Raw genomic sequence first — 17882 nt, 5'->3', positions numbered from 1 at the left:
GGGGCTCACCTCTTCCCATACCGAACAGAGTAGTTAAGCCCGCCTGCGCAGATGGTACTGCAGTTATGTGGGAGAGTATGTCGTCGCCTTTCTTTAAAAACCCTGTTCTAACGAACGGGGTTTTTTGTTGATACTCATTAATAGTAAATATTTAGGGTACCTTAGCTCAGATGGTAGAGCAATGGACTGAAAATCCATGTGTCCCTGGTTCGATCCCTGGAGGCACCACATTATGCTCGGATGGTGAAATTGGTAGACACGCTGGACTTAAAATCCAGTGAACAGTAATGTTCGTGCGGGTTCAAGTCCCGCTCTGAGTACTAGAAAACCTAATTAGCTTAAGCTAATTAGGTTTTTTTTTTTGATCAAGTCTAAAACGGGGAGATTCGATGTTGCTGCTGGCTTTGACTTGAGATCTCTTACTCCTCTGAATTTATTTCTAAAAGCTTTTATTTTAGGATTGAATGAGTCTACAGCTGCGTTTTTACTTCTTTTTTCAAAATAGTTCAAATTGGAGTCATAATTGATTTTAAGATGTTCATTATAGTATTACAGTTTTTTTGCCAAGGAAATTGAATATTGTCAAGACCACTCAATTGCGTTCTAAACACTTTTATTTAGCATTAGAAGGTCGTACTGAAGTCCTAAAAGCTTTCTTGTGATAGTAGTTAGAGATGGTTTTATATTAGTTAGTAATTAAGTTGTTCTAGAGTTTGAGTTGAATAACCTGAAGCTCGATTGATTAACTTTGCCCATCCATGGATCTCGTTTTGTAGCCCCTATAGTTATAGTTGACCTGTTTTTAAAGTCGTACGTTGTAATTGTATGGGGTTATCTACTCTTTCGATGTCAGAATGAAATTCACATGATACAGTGAGCACTTTTTGGATTATAGATTATTTCGTTGTTCCGCGGAAGAGATACGTTGTGCTTAATCGATAGTAATTTGTTTAAATATTTTTTAAAGTCCAACTTGTTGCTTTTGCTATAGCTTTTTCTATTGTTTCATTTTCGAAGTCAATGACTTTCTGTTTGTATCTAATTTTCTGCTGATTTTTTTGTTAATTTTTGAGCATATATTTTCCTTAGGCGTGGTATGGTTTCTAATTTTATTAAATATAATTAGGGGAGAAATGGTTCGTAAATTGTATGGAAATGTGTAAATATTCCGTGGTGATTTTTCCCTTATTAGCTGCCTTCTAGAGCATTAATTCAATCGCTTGATTTTGGTATATAAGTGACCTCTGTTATTTATTTGGGGACTACAGTATCAGTTTAAATCGCTGTATTTATGGATGTTACAACGCTGGTTCCTTTATGTAATAATTGTTTAATACTGTTGATTTAACTATTAAATTTAATATATAGCTACACATAGGTTAGACTATATTATCGGGATAAAGGAGTTGTTATTGGGCATAAAGTTTTTTGTTGTAGGTTTTAAATATAACAAAAAATAGAAGTGCTCAGTTTTAATTTTAGCTAATGGCAAATTGATAATTTCGTCGTCGTGAGATGGTATTTATCTGTAATAGTAAAGTTTGAATTTTCGTTTTTTTTATAGGTTTCAAAAATTATAATATTGACTTTAATTTAGGGCTTTAGACGTTCTTAATCTTTTTTAATTATGCTTTTTTATTTGATAAGTAATCTAGCATGGAAAGGGTAATTGGTTTTGACAAAAAGTCAATTACCATGGGATATTTTTTTGCTTTTTCTAAATCTTCAGGGTCAATTGTTGACGAGAGTATTACCACTTTTGTAGTGGTGTTAAAGTCAGAATAGTTTGAAGTACAAAAGGAATCTAAGAATTCCCAACCGCCCATGACGGGCATGTTTAAATCTAAAAAAATTAATTGAGGTTGTTTCTGGGATTCAGTATCATTAAGTTTGATTGAATCGAAATATTTGAGGGCTTCTTCACCATTTTGCGCTGTAATAATTTCATTTGAAAATGTTGTTTTGCAAATTACTTTTTTGCATAACATTAGCGTTATAGGGTCGTCATCGACACATAAAATTAAGTCTAGCATTGTATTATTTGTTTTTGAATGTTAAAGTAAAAATAGTTCCTTTGTCTACTTGGCTATCAATACTGATAGTTCCTCCCATAGCTTCGACCTGTGATTTTACAAGGTATAAACCCAACCCTTTACTATCTGGATAGTTGTGAAACCTTTGGTAGAGACCGAAAACTTTATCGTGATTTCTTTCTAAGTCGATTCCTATTCCATTGTCCTCAAAAATTAATGTTGTGTAGTTTTCGACTTCATAAGTAGAGACAGATATTTTTAGCGTTTTATTTTCTGATTTGTATTTTATTGAATTAGTCAAAAGGTTCAATAATATACTCTCGATATAGGGTTTATTGATTTCTAATACGGGGGCTTTTTCAAAATCAATTGTTACTATTGGTTGATGAGTCTTAATTTGTAGAGTGAGTTGGCTAAATATATTTTCAAATACTTCTTTTAATATAACTACTTCTTTTTGAATGGAAGGGTTGTCCTTAATAACCATTACTTTTGTCAGGTCATTAATGGTTTCGTTTAGTAGATGGGTCGATTTGTTGAAGCCGTTTAAAATCTCTTGTAGTTCTGGATTTGTAACGGGGATGTCTTCGAGTAAATTCAATAACCCGGTTAAGTTAGATAGAGGAGCTCTAAGATTGTGAGAGGTTATGTATGAAAATTGCTTTAAATCCTTATTGTTTTGAGTTAATTCTCGCATGAGTTGTTCTTTTTCATTTTCCTGCTTTTTTTCTTCAGAAACATCTCTTTGTATGGAAACCCAGTTTGTCAAGTCATTATCAGAATTATAAATAGGAATCATTGAAAATCGCAACCAAAACTCTTCTTCGTTTTTGGTGTAAGCTATCATTTCTATTGTACTATCTTCTTTGTTTTTTATAGCGCTTATTATCTTTTTAATGTTCTTTTTATCGGAATTGCTTCCACGTAGTAGATCTGGAGATTTCCCTATAACTTCAAAAGAAGAGTAGCCTGTCATTACTGAAAAAGCAGGGTTTACATAAACTATTTTTGGTAATTTACGTTTGTTAAAGTTAGCTTCTGTGATGATTATTGAGTCTTTGGTTTGAACAATTACTGTTTCTAATAACTTTAGACGTAGTTCTTCTTCCTTTTGTTTTGTGATGTCTTGAATTGCTCCAATCATTCTAATGGCTTTGCCATTTTCGTCCTTTAGAAGAAACCCTCTGTCAAGTACATATTTATAAGTATTATCAGCACATTTAAAGCGATATTCATCTTGCCAATTTTGTGTTTTTTGCTCAATAAAAGAATATAATTTAATAGACATTTTAATGCTGTCTTCCGGATGTATGTTGTCAAACCACCATTTTGAACTATCTCCAATTTGTTCTTGGTCGTAGCCAAAAATACTTTTTATTCCTTTGCTCCAAAATAGGTTGTCTTCCTGTATTTTCCAGTCCCAAATCGTATCACTTGTTGCCTTGGCAACAATGTCATATTTTTCATTCGATTCTTTAATTTCGTCATTTGTTTTTTTAAGTTTTTCAAAAATAACCTTGTTTCTATTGTCGTTTGCAGATAGAATATATCTAAAGGTTATGCCGGTTAGAAAAACTAAAATGAGGTCTTTCGAGAAATTGTAAAGTTGATAATTAGCTAAATAAGAGTATTGTAGAGAAAGCTTGTGAAAAACGATAGCCACGAAGACGGCTATTAGGATATAAATAATAGTTAACTGGTTGGATTTGCTTTTCATTACTCAAATGTAATTAATTATAATGAATTATAAAATACCCTTATCCACTTATTTTTTAACTTAATTTTAATATCTAAAACGTTAACAATATGTAAACTATTGTAGAAATATTTTTTATATCAAAATAAAGTGTACCTTTGCACCCATTAAAAATCACAGATGGAATCTATTAGAAACATTGCAATTATTGCCCACGTCGATCACGGTAAAACAACTTTGGTTGATAAAATTATGTATCACTGTCAGTTATTTCGTGACAACGAAAACACAGGTGACTTAATCCTTGATAACAACGACTTAGAGCGTGAAAGAGGTATTACCATTACTTCTAAAAATGTTTCGGTAGTATACAAAGGAACAAAAATCAACATTATTGATACTCCTGGTCACGCCGATTTCGGTGGTGAGGTAGAAAGAGTATTGAATATGGCTGATGGAGTTTGTCTACTTGTAGATGCTTTTGAAGGACCGATGCCACAGACACGTTTTGTATTACAAAAAGCACTTGACCTTGGTTTGAAACCATGCGTTGTAATCAATAAAGTTGATAAAGAAAACTGTACTCCTGAAGAAGTTCATGAGAAAGTATTTGACTTAATGTTTGAATTAGGAGCTACTGAAGAACAATTGGATTTCCCAACTGTTTACGGTTCTGCTAAGAACAACTGGATGTCTGACCATTGGGAAAACGTTACTGATAATGTTGAAGCATTATTAGATATGGTTATTGCTAATGTTCCAGCTCCTAAAGTTTCTGAAGGAACTCCTCAAATGTTGATTACTTCATTAGACTTTTCTGCTTTTACAGGTCGTATCGCTATTGGTCGTCTTGAAAGAGGTGTTTTGAAAGAAGGAATGCAAATATCTTTATGTAAAAGAGACGGCGTTATAGTAAAATCACGTATTAAAGAATTACATACTTTTGAAGGATTAGGTCGTAAAAAAGTTCAAGAAGTAATTGCTGGAGATATTTGTGCAATTGTTGGAGTTGAAGGTTTTGAAATTGGAGATACAATCGCTGATTTTGAAAATCCTGAAGCATTACAAACAATTACTATTGATGAGCCAACAATGAGCATGTTGTTTACAATTAATGACTCTCCTTTCTTTGGTAAAGAGGGTAAATTTGTAACTTCTCGTCATATTAGAGACCGTTTGACAAAAGAATTAGAGAAAAACTTAGCAATGAAATTAGGTGAAACTGATTCAGCTGATAAGTTTATGGTTTTTGGTCGTGGTGTACTTCACTTATCTGTTCTTATTGAAACAATGAGAAGAGAAGGGTATGAAATGCAAATCGGTCAACCACAAGTTATTATCAAAGAAATTGATGGTAAAAAATGTGAGCCAATTGAAGAATTAACTATTGATTTACCAGAGAGTCTTTCAGGTAGAGCAGTTGAATTCGTTACTTTGCGTAAAGGTGAAATGCTTTCTATGGAAACTAAAGGGGAGCGTATGATTGTGAAATTCAACATTCCATCTCGTGGAATTATTGGATTACGTAATCAATTGCTTACTGCTACAGCTGGTGAGGCGATTATGTCACACCGTTACATAGGATACGAACCTTTTAAAGGACCAATTGCTGGACGTAACAAAGGATCATTAATTTCTATGGAAAAAGGAAAAGCGATTCCTTATTCTATCGATAAATTACAAGATCGTGGTAAATTCTTCGTTGAACCAAGTACTGAAATCTACGAAGGTCAAGTAATTGGAGAAAACTCTCGTGCTGATGATATGTGTGTAAACGTAACTAAAGAGAAAAAGCAATCTAACGTACGTTCTTCTGGAAATGATGATAAAGCGAGAATTATACCTCCAATCATTTTCTCATTAGAAGAAGCTTTAGAATACATTCAAAAAGATGAATATGTAGAGGTAACTCCAAAATCGATTCGTTTGAGAAAAATATATTTGACTGAAACAGATAGAAAAAGATTCAAAATCTAATTTTATTTTTTTATATAAAGAAGCCATTCGAAAGAATGGCTTTTTTTTTGCTTGGTACTTAAAATAAAATGAATAGTCCAGTGACTATTTATCGTTTCAAACTAAAGTGACCCTTTGCTTCTCTGCCATCTTCTAACTTAATAGTAAACCAATAATCATCTGCTGGGAGGGTAGATTTGTTATAGTTACCATCCCATCCAGGACTTGTAGGGCTTAATTGCTTGAGTAATTTTCCGTAACGGTCAAAAATATATATTACTGAATTCTTATAAAAGACAGTATTTATTCCTTTTAAATTCCAATAGTCGTTATAGCCATCGTTGTTAGGAGTAAAAAAGTTTGGAGCTTCTAATATTGAAAAACTTTTAATTACTTGACCACAACCATTGAAGTTTTCTACTATTAATTCGTGGAAGCCGCCAGGTACATTTTCGAATATGACTGAATTTTGAAATGGTGTTGACGTACCATTTTGAAAATGAATCATGTATTTGTAATTATCAGGATTCTCTAAATTAACTATAATATGATTTGTAGGTACTAGATCATGAACCTCGATATCTTTTATTTTTGCAAGGTAAGACATAGTTACTTTACAGGTTCTTGTCGTTGTACATCCAACATTATTTTTCACTACTACAGTATACTCTCCTTCTTTTGATACTGATATGGAGGCTGTGTTTTCCCCTGTTGACCATAAGTAGGTGTAGTCGCTAGTTAGTGCTGGTGCTTTTACACCGGAGTCTAGAACTATGGTTGGATTTGAACCTTCACATAAAATCCTTTCCTCATAAGTATTTACTTTTGGAGTCGGTTCTACAATAATATCAAATTGACCGGTTCCGTAACAACCTTCGTCATTTTCAGCTCGAATATAAAGTGTTCTGGAAGCGGAAGTATATTTGTCTTCTAATTCATTTAGTCCAAGTGAAGCGTTTTGTTCACTTGAATAAAAATACAATCGCACATCTGACGGAAGATTTAATTCGGTTTTTATTGATTCCTTTTTTAAATCCAGTTGAAAAAGTGCCTGTCCATCACCTAAGTCACATTCATGCATAGGATCAGGGAGTAACAAATTGTTTTCATTTGCATGTAAAATTACGGTTCCAATTTTATAACAGGATGAATTTGGCTGGGTGACTTTAGCATATACAACTTCATCCGGAACACTGTTTTGATATAGTGATGGAATAGGTTCGGTATTAGTTAAATCATTTTCAGCTTCCCCTATACTATGATAGAAAAACACCTCATATTCAGTGTTCCCCAGACTAATGGGCTCACTAGCTAAATCGAGATTAAAGATTGATAGTCCATCTGTTGGGTTTGCATCTTGTGTGTCACATTGTATGAGCTTATATGGGTTCTCAGAAATAACTGGGGCGTCATATATTGTAATTGTTTTTTCTATTGGTTCCCTAGTCTCGCCATTTACTATTTTGGTTAAAGTAACGGTATAGTCACCAATATTTTGATAAATGTGGTAAGCATCGAAATCAGTTGACGTAGTCCCGTCACCAAAATTCCATAGAACCGAATCTACTGTTTCTACCGTATTGATAAAAAAATGAGTTGAGTCTCCTAGACAATTAAATTCATACGCAAAGGAGTAAAGAAATAGTGAGGTTATGAATGGGGGTAGCCCCAGTTTTGATAGTTTAAAATTCAAATCAATTGCATTCTGTAGGTAGTTACTACTTGTTCCGTCTAATTCAGGATTATTTATCACGGATAATTTATTAAAGCCATCGGCAAAAAGAGGATAGCCCGCACGGTATATTTTTTCATCTATAGCAAGCTGCAATGCTCCTGCCACATTATTTGAATTATTTATTAATGTATTTGAGCCTGGAATATTTGAATTTTGTAAATCGAACTGAAGTAATGAACTTCCTGAGGAGACTCCTTCTGAATTAAAATTATTTGTCGTTACATATAGCTTTTTTGTTTTTGAAGAAAATTCTACACCGTATGGGTTCGCATTATTTAATAATGTTATTCCATTATTAACAGCTCCTGTTCCGGAATTAAAATCAAAGAGTAGCACATTTCCTGTATTGTGTACTTCATTCCCTTTTGGGTCTCTATCGTTTGTTCGTCTTGTTGCAGTATTTGCTATAGCTATTTTTTTTCCATTTGGAGAAGCCTTTAAATAGCCTATAGAATTTGGTAGATAACCGCCAAGAGGTATGTTAAGAGGAGTTGTAGTTTTAACGGGCGCAGTGTTAACTCCTTGAGTACTTATTTTAAATGAATAAAAATTATTTATAAAATGGGTAATCACCCAAAAAGAAATACCATCTCCATGCTGAACAGCAGTTATTTTTTCAGAACATTTAAATTTAAATTCTTCGCTATCATTAGGGTTATATGTAAGTAGATGAACATTTTTTTCAGTGCTAACAACGTCTCCAAGACCATTGTTAAGTCTCATGTCAACCTGAGAGTAGTTTAAACCATGATTTGGAGGAGGATCGTTCCTGTCGATGGTACCATTAGGGTTTTCGGGAAGTGGTTGGTCTACTGTAAAAATATAATAAATATAGGGATTTCTGGGCTTTGGAACTATAATAGCTGATTGTGTACTTGATTGATGTCCTAATAGCCCAAAACCGTTAGGCATAATTTGATGGCTCTTATCATATACCGTTGAGCCATCTGTATAAAAAAGTAAATTTCCGTTTTTATCAGATATGCTTGCACATCCTTCTTTCGTGACTAGTTTTCCATTAGTTAAAGTAACTGGACTTCCCGAGTTGAAATCTAAACCTGCACTATCACCAAAATACCAAATCGCTGCTTCCTTTTGAGCATATGCTGGAGCTAATATAATAGAGAAAAGTAGAATTAAAAAAGCCCTGATTTTCATAGTAACTCAAATGTAGTGAATTCTAAGTAATATTGAATTAATAATAATAAAGCACTATTGCATGTTAAATATGTGAATTTACTTATCTTTTTAAACTAAAGTGTCCTTTTGCTTCCCTTCCATCCTCTAACTTAACTGTAAACCAATAGTCATCTGACGGTAGTAGGCGTCCATTAAATGTACCATCCCATCCAAGATCTGAGGGATTGATTTTTTTAAGCAGTTTACCATAACGGTCAAAAATATAAATTAAGGATGTAGAATTAAAGTCTTTATTTGCACCTTTTAAATTCCAGTAATCGTTGTATCCGTCTCCATTTGGAGTAAAAAATTTAGGTATTCCGAGAACGGCTATTGTTTTACTTATAGTTCCGCAGCCATTACTATCATTTATATATACTTCATGAATCCCAGCTGGTACATTATCAAAGAAATTTGATACTTGAAATGGACCGTTCGGTTCGTCTAAACTATATTCATAGTTACCTTGACCAGTAACATTTACAGTAACGGTATTGGTATTTGCTAAATCTACAACAGTTATACTTTGAAGATATGCTATATCTGAAGCGGTGACTTTTATCGTTCGTATTCTACTGCAGCCAAAAGGGCTAGTTACGTTTACAGTATATAAGCCTATTGCATTAACATTTAAAAAGTCCTTAGTTTCAGTTGTTAAATTTATATTGTCTTTTGTCCATTGATAGGTGTAATTGCTGGGAGAAGTCCCATCTTGAATTCCAGCATCTAGCTTTACAAAAAAAGTAGGAAGATTGGAACATACTAATTCATTCTCGCTTCCATTTGTATTTAAGCTAATGTTAGGTAAAGGATTTACAATAAAAGGTATAATAAGTGATGCTGTACAGGTCGTGTTTATCGCGTTTTGAACTGTGACTGTAATGTTTTGTGTCTCGGTAACATATGGATTGGGCAATGGACTGGATAGCAATTTTCTATTTTGGTCAAAGTATTTAACGTCCATCCCTGTTTGTCCTTTTAGAATTGTCGCTTCAAAAGTTGATGTGTCGAAAGCAAATTTTCCGTCTTGAAGTAAAGGATTTGGCTCGTCATCACACGCTGTTGTTAAAGCCGTAAGAATAGAAAAAGCTTCGGGTAGATCATCGACAATAAACTGGAACGAATTTTCATCATAACAAGGACCATTATCTACTTGAGTTGTATTGTTGGTTACTTTGTAATTAATGGTTAAATTACCATTCACAGTTAATGGATTTGGTAATGGACTTGATAAAACTGTTCCAGAACCATTACTGTAACTTATAATAGCATTGGTTTGACCTTTTAAAATTAAGGAGGTTATAGAAGAGGTGTCGAAGTTAAAAATTCCATCTTGATTATCATCACAACTTCTAATAATTTGATTGGGATTTACATTATTAGCTACTGGTAAAGCTTCAACAGTTAAATTTATTTTTGCAAACCCATAACATGATTTGTCAATTGTGCTATCAACTCTTACCCAAACTTGTCTATTTGGGAAACCGATATTTCTGTAGTTGTTTATAGGCAAAATAGGATTTGTTTGTGATAGAAAATCACTTTCGGTTCTGTAGTATGAAACAGTATATGTTCCTGTTGCAGGAAGATAATTTGTTTGTATGTCATTTTGAATAGGTGTAAAATCAAAACTAGCAACGCCATCTCTATCATCATTTGTAGCGTCAAGATAGTCGTCACATTTGAATAAATCCCACTGTGTTCCAGGAGGAATTTGAGTGACAGAAACAAAAACGTCAATTTTTGCAACGGTAAAGCAACTATTGTTATTGGTAACTCTTGCCCAAACACTAGTGTCGTTGGTGTTAAAAGCAATAGGATTGGTTATTTCTAATGCGGGGTTATTGGTTTCTGCTGCAGCAAATGTTGTGAAATAAGTAAACATGTCGGCTGGATTTTTTGAAATAAAATCATTTTTCACCTTTAGATTTACAAAAGTATATCCATCCCTATCATCGTCACACTGAATAATAGTTACATTAGTAACGTCAGGTAAAGCATAAACCGTTAATGTTGTTTCTGAGGAAAGTAAGTCGCATGAGTTTCCCACTTTCTTTAATTGAACACGATATTTATATCCGTCCATGGCATTTTTCACACTTGTTATTAATAAGGTATTGGTTGTTTCTCCTGAGTACGTTGTGCCATTAACAATATTATTCCACATAGCTCCACCATTCGTTGATAGTTGCCATTGGTAGGTATTCCCGCCATTATCTACTACTGTCACTGTTGCATTTTGTAATTCACAAGTAGGTGCAACAATAGGTTCTGTGGTAATTACAATAGGAGCTGCAATCGTATAGTTAGGATGTGGAGTTGTATAACCATTAGTCCTACTTGTTACGACTCCTTTGGAATCAACTGTTGGAGGAGCAATCGAACCCAATAATCCTAAACTATTATCTGTAAATCCAGCTTCTATGACATCATAACAGCCATCATTATCACTGTCTAATTCAAGATAATTTTTAATCCCATCACTATCTGTATCTCTAATGGTATAGTTAATGATGCCGCTTTCGGGTACGGTTTCTAGGTTGTTTGCTAGGCCATTAGCTCCAAAATTAGTGCCGTCGATAACTCCATCTAAATTGGTGTCAGAAGCATTAGAACCAGATTCAACTAAATCGTATATTCCGTCATTATCACTATCTAGGTCGATATAATCTTTTATTCCGTCACTATCGCTGTCAACAGGAATTAACCCCGTTCCAAAAGCATCACTTAGTCCATCTTTATTAATATCCACAGCGGAATAGGCTATAAAAGTATTTGCCCCTTGTGCTTCGACAGTATCTGGAATTCCGTCATTGTCACTGTCAAGGTCCAATTGGTCAGGTATTCCATCAAGATCTGTGTCTTTTGGTATACATGTAGCTACAATTGTAAATGAGGCTTTATTAATTTCAGTATCAGATAAGTTTTTCTGTGTAAAAGAAATTGATTCTGTCATGAAAGAACGAAAACTAAATGTACCTGTGCCAGCTGCTAATGGTACAGCGCTATTTAGTCTAAATCGAATTTCGAAAGAAGAAAATTCCGTTATGTTACTTTCAAAAATCCCATCATAATTAGTGTCAATTAAGAGCTGATTATTTGGGTTTAATACTGTAATAGTTTTATTAGTGGGTGATTTTAAAATAAATTCGGAATTAGAATTTAGTAAGTCACTACTGTTTGCTACAGCAATGTACTCTAACGCTAATGATATTGGTTTAGTAAAATTCATCTGATAAGTAAGTGAATTTCCACTACCCGCGGGGATCTCAGTAGTGAAATCGCCATTCGTTTTGCCTATAAAAGAGGAAGTGGCTGTAGTAGGATTTGAAGTTAGTACTCCCGCGAAGGAGTTAGTGTAATTATTTTTATTAATAATACCGCTATTTAGATTTGAGGTGTCGATTCCAAGATTACCATACGACTCAGTACAATTTGTAATCCCATCATTATCATTGTCAATATCAATATTGTTATTTACTCCATCATTATCAGAATCTAATGCACAGTCACTTACGGGTATTTTGTCTGAAAATACATTACTTACACATCCTAGAATACCTCCTTTTACTTGATAATAACCTGGTTGAGTTGGAGTATATGAGTTTGAGTTTGCTCCTGTAATTGGGTTGTCATTAAAATACCATTGAAATGTATCGTAGGAAGAAAAAGTACTAATGTTCAAGTTTACATTTGGGATGCAGTTTGTACTATTTATAGCTAAATTATCAGTTACGATTTCAGGCTTAGTATCAAAACCAGAATAATAACCACCATAAGTTGCTGCCCCATTAGTTCCAAAATAAGAAACATAGACTTGTTTCGTGGATTTAACGGTAATATTACCGGAAAGACCACTTATGGTATATCTTTCGAAATTTGGATTTCCAGCTATTGAAACGGCTGTTGTTGCAATTGGGCTGCCATTGATTGAAACTAATGCGCCAGTTTCGGTTACTATGTTTAGTCCTCCATTATAGGTGATACTTCCTATTGATTCGATTAAAGGGATGTTGTCAACAATGTTTGGTGTTGAGCAGTTTATTGGCGGTACAAAAAATAAGTTTTGATTAGCTGGTGCGGCGGTACCTCCTATACATTGATAGGCAAATAAGTTCTCAGATGAATTTACATATAAGTTTCCATTAACGAAATTACTACCATTTAGAACATAATAGCTTCCAGCATTAAGTGTTGCAATAGGAGTTGAATTTCCATTAGTAAATATTTGAGTATTATCGCTATGAGCAACTAAAATTATGCTTTCTAATTCATCAGTCCCATTTCCTCTTACAAATATATATTCCTTACCTATTTTTTCTAATGGTACAATTTGATCAAACCCTACATCGCGGCCAGTTCCCATCGGAGCTGCTCCAGTAACTATTGTATTATTACTTCCTCCAAATGAGCCTGAATTTACAGCTATAGGTTTGTCAGACTCTACAAGAGCGCCTATCATTTTAGAGCTATTAGAAGTTGTATTAGAATAGTTTTCTAAGGCTAAAACATAACTTTCATTTTTATTTAGCAGTATTGTAATAGGGCCCGTAATTGTAGTTCCGTCAGTTAAAATAGTGCCAACAGGAATATTTGAAATAGTTACTCTAGAGCTGTTTTCAGTTGAAATAATGGAAGCGAAATTTAGAAGAGACGTATCGTATAATGGATTTAACATTGCACCTAATCTAAATACTTTCCCTAGAGCACTCTTCCCTTTAGAGACTAGACCTCCAGCATGATTATAGGTTCCGTTAATGTTCAGACCGGAGTTTACTCTGACACTAGCATAAATTAAATTTTCGGATTCTATAATGTAACCTTTATTCTGAATTGTTCCAATTGTTGTTTTTGGAGTGAATAATTGAGAATTATTTCCCTGGCCAATATAATATACAAAGGGAGTAGTATTGTTGACAATACCTGAAATTACAGCGCCTCCATTCTCAATGATCTTGAAGTTAACGTTAGTAGTACTAGGTGTCGAAATATATAAATAATGATCTCCTACCAAATTATTTTGAGCAGTAATTGGCGGTATATAATGTGTTTTACTAAATTGGGCAAAACAGCTTATTGATAAAAAAGTAAAGAAAATAAGTAAAGTTTTTTTCATGGGCTAAAAATAGGGAAATAAGTATTATCTCTTTAAAGAAAAATGGCCTTTTATGATTTTTCCATCTTCAAATGTTAAATTAAACCAATAATCATCAGCAGTTAATGGACGTCCGTTGAATGTACCATTCCATCCCGCACTTGTAGGACTTATTTCTTTTAGTAATTTTCCATAGCGATTAAATATGGTTATCGTTGATTTTGGTAATAAATCTAGGTTTTCAATATTCCAATGATCATTATAGCCATCTCCGTTAGGGGTAAAATACCTAGGATAATCCAATACATAGAAGACAAAAGGAGTTGATATGCCACAACCATTTTTATCTCTTGCATAGGCGATATAGGTTCCTGCAGCTACTCCTTCAAATTGTGGGTTATCCTGAAAATAGGAACCATCAATTGAAAATTCGTAATCTCCTGGCCCTGTATATTCTATTAATACGGAATTTTCATTTCCTGCGAAATCATTTATTGTAGTGCTGTTTATGGTAGCGATTCCCGAAGCAGTTATATAAAACTTTTTAGTTGCTGAACATCCGTTTGAATTGGTAACTGTAACGAAATAGTCTCCGGCAGCAGCTACTGTTATTATATTTGTTGTTTCACCGGTATTCCATAAGTAGCTGCTGAATCCCGTAGCGACTGCTATATTTATCGTATTCCCGTTACATAAACTTGAGTTTAAATCTTGGAAATTTGGAGGGATAAAAGTATCTATAATCAGTGTAATAGGGGTAATGGCATAACAGTCAGGGCCGTTTATAATTTTTGCATAAATAATTTGTTGATAGGGAGTCGTGTTTTTAAATACATTTGGAATCACATTCTTTTTGGAAAGAGCGTCAGCTGGATTCAAATAGTACTCTACATTTAATCCAGCCGCTAGTCCATTTAAAACGGTTGGCGTTATTTCTGCATTTAAATCAAAGATAGATAAACCATCTTGAGTGGTATCTAAATCGCAGGTCATAAATGGATTTAATGGCCCAATACTTTTATTAGAAATTTGTAGTGTTAGTTCAGCATAATTTACGCAACCGTAAGAATTGGTAACTCTTGCATACAGGATTTGATTTTGGGATTTGTTCGCATACGATGTCGAATTTGTAATCGCATTTACGGAGCCTTTGGCTTCTGCCAATGTTTCATAATAAGCAACGGCACTTAAAGAAGAATCATTATTTTTGATTTGAGTATCTACTTTAGTTAAGTCAAAAAAGGAAACTCCGTCGCCATTGTCATCGCATTGTACTAAAGTAGTATTGTTCAGGACAATTTCAGGAGTGTACTCAATTTTTATTTCATTCGTCGCGGTGCACGTTGTGGGGTTTAGCGTGATTTCAACTTTGTAAGTTCCCGAATTTTTAACGGTATACGATGGGTCTACTTCACCAGCTATTAATGTATTGTTTTTATACCATTTATAACTATAAGTTGTAGGTAGTTTAGTATCTATAATGTAATTTTCGCCAAAACATACACCGTTATTTGTGGCCAGTAACCTATCTGCGCCTAAATCTATTTTAGAGACAAAACTACCAGCTTGAAGGAAAACAGCGGAGTCAAAATATTCAAACTCATCATCTGCGATTACCAATTTGATATGATATAAAGTTCCTGCAGTAACAATTGTTTCTGCGGTCATTACTTTTGTTTGTCCACTATAATTTATAGGGCTTGAATTAGGTATACTAGTATTTAGTTGCCCAAAATAGTTTTCATTTATTGCAGCGCAGGATTTAGTAGCTCCTGAAGTAGGATTTGTATAGCTGATAGCGGGATGTATGTTTGTAGATGAGACTGGGGTTGAAGACCCAGGAATTACTGCCAAATTTTTGTAACTACCAGTACTTCCTTTTTCTTTTATTAAAAATGCAAATCCATCGGAATATTCGCAAGGGAAAGCATCTTGGTATTCATTTGAAGCAAAAATATAATTGAAACTAATGAAGTTGGTCAAGGGTATGAAATCAAATTCTAAAACAGTTGCATTTATCGATTTAATGTTTATTGCTTGATTTAGATCAGCATCGCCTAACCATAATTTACCACCACCTCCGGAATTTCTAACAAATGGTCCAACTGAATTAACACTGCTCCAAGTGCTCAAAAGGACACCTTCGGCAAAGGGAAAGCCACTTGGTCCTGAATTGAAATAACTATAACTATTTTTTGTTCCTGAAAAGGTGTCTCCCGACGCATTAGAATTTGAAGTAGTAGCGCATGTACTATTGTTTGTCAGTATGTCTACAAGATTTTGTGCGGTATAAGTATCGTTTACAGTAAATGACTGAGTCTTTCCCAAAATGGGAAAACAACAAAGAAAAACACAAAGTAATATTGTTTTTAAAGACTTCATACACTTGTAAAGGTACTATAAATCTCTGTTTTTTAATAACTTGTATGATAATAACATGAAGATAATTGACCATGACAACACAATTAATAGTGAGGAAAAATGAACACTGTAATCTTTTACACTGTCTACTCCAATTTGTGTTCCGATATTTTTTATCACCGATAATCTGGAAAAAGGCTCAATTATTAGGTTAGACATCGACTCTAGTGGAAAAAATTGAGTTATATAATCAGCTGTTTTATTATCAGGAAATATTTTAAAAACTAAAATTCCTTTTGCGATTCCTTCTATGATATTCCATACTAATAGAAAACCAAGGGCAAATGCAGATCGCTTTACCAGTATTCCTAAAAACAAACAAAAAGAGAAAAAGCCAACTAATTTGACAAAGAATGCCACTAGATATTCCATTTCAGAAAAGACTACAGATAGCTCTGTATAGGAGGAAAAGAGGTAGCCTAGAATTAAAGACATAAGAAATACAAAAACGGTAGAACAAAAAGAAAATAACAGCACCGTCAAAAATTTAGACAAAATGAACTCTTTTTTACTCAAACCGTCAATTAAATTTTGTTTTAAAGTACCGTAACTATACTCATTAGCCATCATGGAAACGATAACAATTGCTAAAAATAATTTTAAAACTGCTGCAATATAAGTGTTGAAGTGATAAATAAAGGGGAAATTAAATATACCCATTTCAGCAAGATGAATTTTAAAAAAACCAATATCAAATTTTATAGACGCAATCATTGCTATAAAGGAAAGTAGAATGAAATAGGTCAACGTCAAAACTCGACTAGCTTTGTTCATCCATATTTTTTGCAATTCAATCGATAATAATCTTTTCATTTTTTTAGTTTTTAAGTGTTGGTGAAGCATTTTTTGTCAATTCTAAAAATTGCTCTTCCAAACTGTGTTTGCGTTTTACCAAATGACTTAGATTAATATTTTTTTCGAAAAGAAATTTATTTAAAGCGGCGGCTTCTAAGGGGCTTTTTAGATATACAAAAACCTTTTCGTCCTCTTGCTTAATGCTCTCAATAGCGGGATGTGGGCGTAAAGCTTGGATTAAGTTTTCAGAATCCTCTGCTTGAAGTTCAAAGAAACCTTCATTGGAAGACATGCCATGTACACTTCCGGAATAGAGAACGAGTCCTTTTCTTAACACTAAAACATGTGTACACACTTTTTCGACTTCATCTAATAAATGAGAGGCAAGTAAAATAGTAGTTCCTTGCGATGCAATCTGTTTTATAATATCTCTAATTTGATGAATTCCCTGAGGGTCTAAGCCGTTAGTAGGCTCATCTAAAATCAATATTTCTGGATCATTTAATAGGGCAGAGGCAATCGCTAAACGTTGTTTCATTCCTAAAGAAAAGGTGCTAAATTTACTGTCTTTTCTTTCGTCTAAACCTACAAGTTGTAGTTTTTCCTGAATTTTAGCATAACTGATATCCTTTATTTTACAAACTAGCCTCAGGTTTTCTTGTGCTGTCATATAAGGATAGAAATTAGGCCTTTCGATAATTGCTCCTACTTTTTTCAAAGCATCATGGGTTTCCATTTTTCCGCCAAACCAGCTGTATTCCCCTGAGGTTTTATTAACCACATTCAAAACAATTCCAAGTGTTGTTGATTTTCCGCTTCCGTTTGGTCCTAGAATACCATAAACGTGACCTTTTTTTATTTCGAAGGAAATATCTTTTAAGGCTTGCACGCTTCCGTAGCGTTTGCTGAGATTTTTGATAGAAAGGATGGTTTCCAAAATGTTCGTTTTTATATTATCTATAGGACGAACAA

8 protein-coding genes, 2 tRNA genes and 1 rRNA gene are annotated in these 17882 nt (G+C 33.8%); 4 read left to right on the top strand and 7 right to left on the bottom strand.

Translation table 11 applies throughout. From position 1 onward, the window contains the following. The 3 genes from rrf to BLV35_RS08075 form a co-directional block, all read left to right on the top strand. Positions 1-92: ribosomal RNA gene (gene rrf, locus BLV35_RS08085) — 5S ribosomal RNA — on the top strand; the annotation flags it as partial. Between the two features lie 63 nt (positions 93-155). Continuing rightward, positions 156-228: transfer RNA gene (locus BLV35_RS08080), tRNA-Phe, on the top strand. A 6-nt stretch (positions 229-234) separates the two neighbouring features. Continuing rightward, positions 235-320 (top strand) — tRNA-Leu (locus tag BLV35_RS08075). 1305 nt (positions 321-1625) lie between these two features. On the opposite strand, the gene BLV35_RS08065 is transcribed toward BLV35_RS08075, so the two are convergent. Together BLV35_RS08065 and BLV35_RS08060 are read right to left on the bottom strand one after the other, a co-directional pair. Beyond that, on the bottom strand, positions 1626-2033 hold the full coding sequence (locus BLV35_RS08065; protein WP_091087647.1) for a response regulator: 408 nt from the start codon (positions 2031-2033) through the stop codon (positions 1626-1628). A 4-nt stretch (positions 2034-2037) separates the two neighbouring features. Continuing rightward, positions 2038-3750 (bottom strand): sensor histidine kinase, encoded by a 1713-nt coding sequence (locus BLV35_RS08060; RefSeq protein WP_091087643.1) that lies wholly within the window; start codon positions 3748-3750, stop codon positions 2038-2040. Between the two features lie 159 nt (positions 3751-3909). Between BLV35_RS08060 and typA the strand changes: the two genes are divergently transcribed. Continuing rightward, the gene (typA, locus tag BLV35_RS08055; protein ID WP_091087641.1) at positions 3910-5706 is read left to right on the top strand and encodes a translational GTPase TypA; all 1797 of its coding nucleotides are present in this window, start codon (positions 3910-3912) and stop codon (positions 5704-5706) included. An 88-nt stretch (positions 5707-5794) separates the two neighbouring features. On the opposite strand, the gene BLV35_RS08050 is transcribed toward typA, so the two are convergent. The 5 genes from BLV35_RS08050 to BLV35_RS08030 form a co-directional block, all read right to left on the bottom strand. Further along, positions 5795-8578, bottom strand: a complete 2784-nt coding sequence (locus tag BLV35_RS08050) for a T9SS type B sorting domain-containing protein (RefSeq protein WP_091087637.1) — start codon at positions 8576-8578, stop codon at positions 5795-5797. Positions 8579-8660: 82 nt separating this feature from the next. Next, positions 8661-13715, bottom strand: a complete 5055-nt coding sequence (locus BLV35_RS08045) for a T9SS type B sorting domain-containing protein (RefSeq protein ID WP_091087634.1) — start codon at positions 13713-13715, stop codon at positions 8661-8663. Positions 13716-13739: 24 nt separating this feature from the next. After that, on the bottom strand, positions 13740-16076 hold the full coding sequence (locus BLV35_RS08040; RefSeq protein ID WP_176980592.1) for a T9SS type B sorting domain-containing protein: 2337 nt from the start codon (positions 16074-16076) through the stop codon (positions 13740-13742). Positions 16077-16091: 15 nt separating this feature from the next. After that, positions 16092-16928, bottom strand: a complete 837-nt coding sequence (locus tag BLV35_RS08035; RefSeq protein WP_091087701.1) for an ABC transporter permease — start codon at positions 16926-16928, stop codon at positions 16092-16094. A 4-nt stretch (positions 16929-16932) separates the two neighbouring features. Then, on the bottom strand, positions 16933-17847 hold the full coding sequence (locus BLV35_RS08030; RefSeq protein ID WP_091087630.1) for an ABC transporter ATP-binding protein: 915 nt from the start codon (positions 17845-17847) through the stop codon (positions 16933-16935). Positions 17848-17882 lie beyond the last annotated feature (35 nt).

The organism is Flavobacterium gillisiae (genome assembly GCF_900107635.1).
GTDB classification, from domain to species: domain Bacteria; phylum Bacteroidota; class Bacteroidia; order Flavobacteriales; family Flavobacteriaceae; genus Flavobacterium; species Flavobacterium gillisiae.
This window is presented reverse-complemented; position numbering and strand designations above follow the sequence as displayed.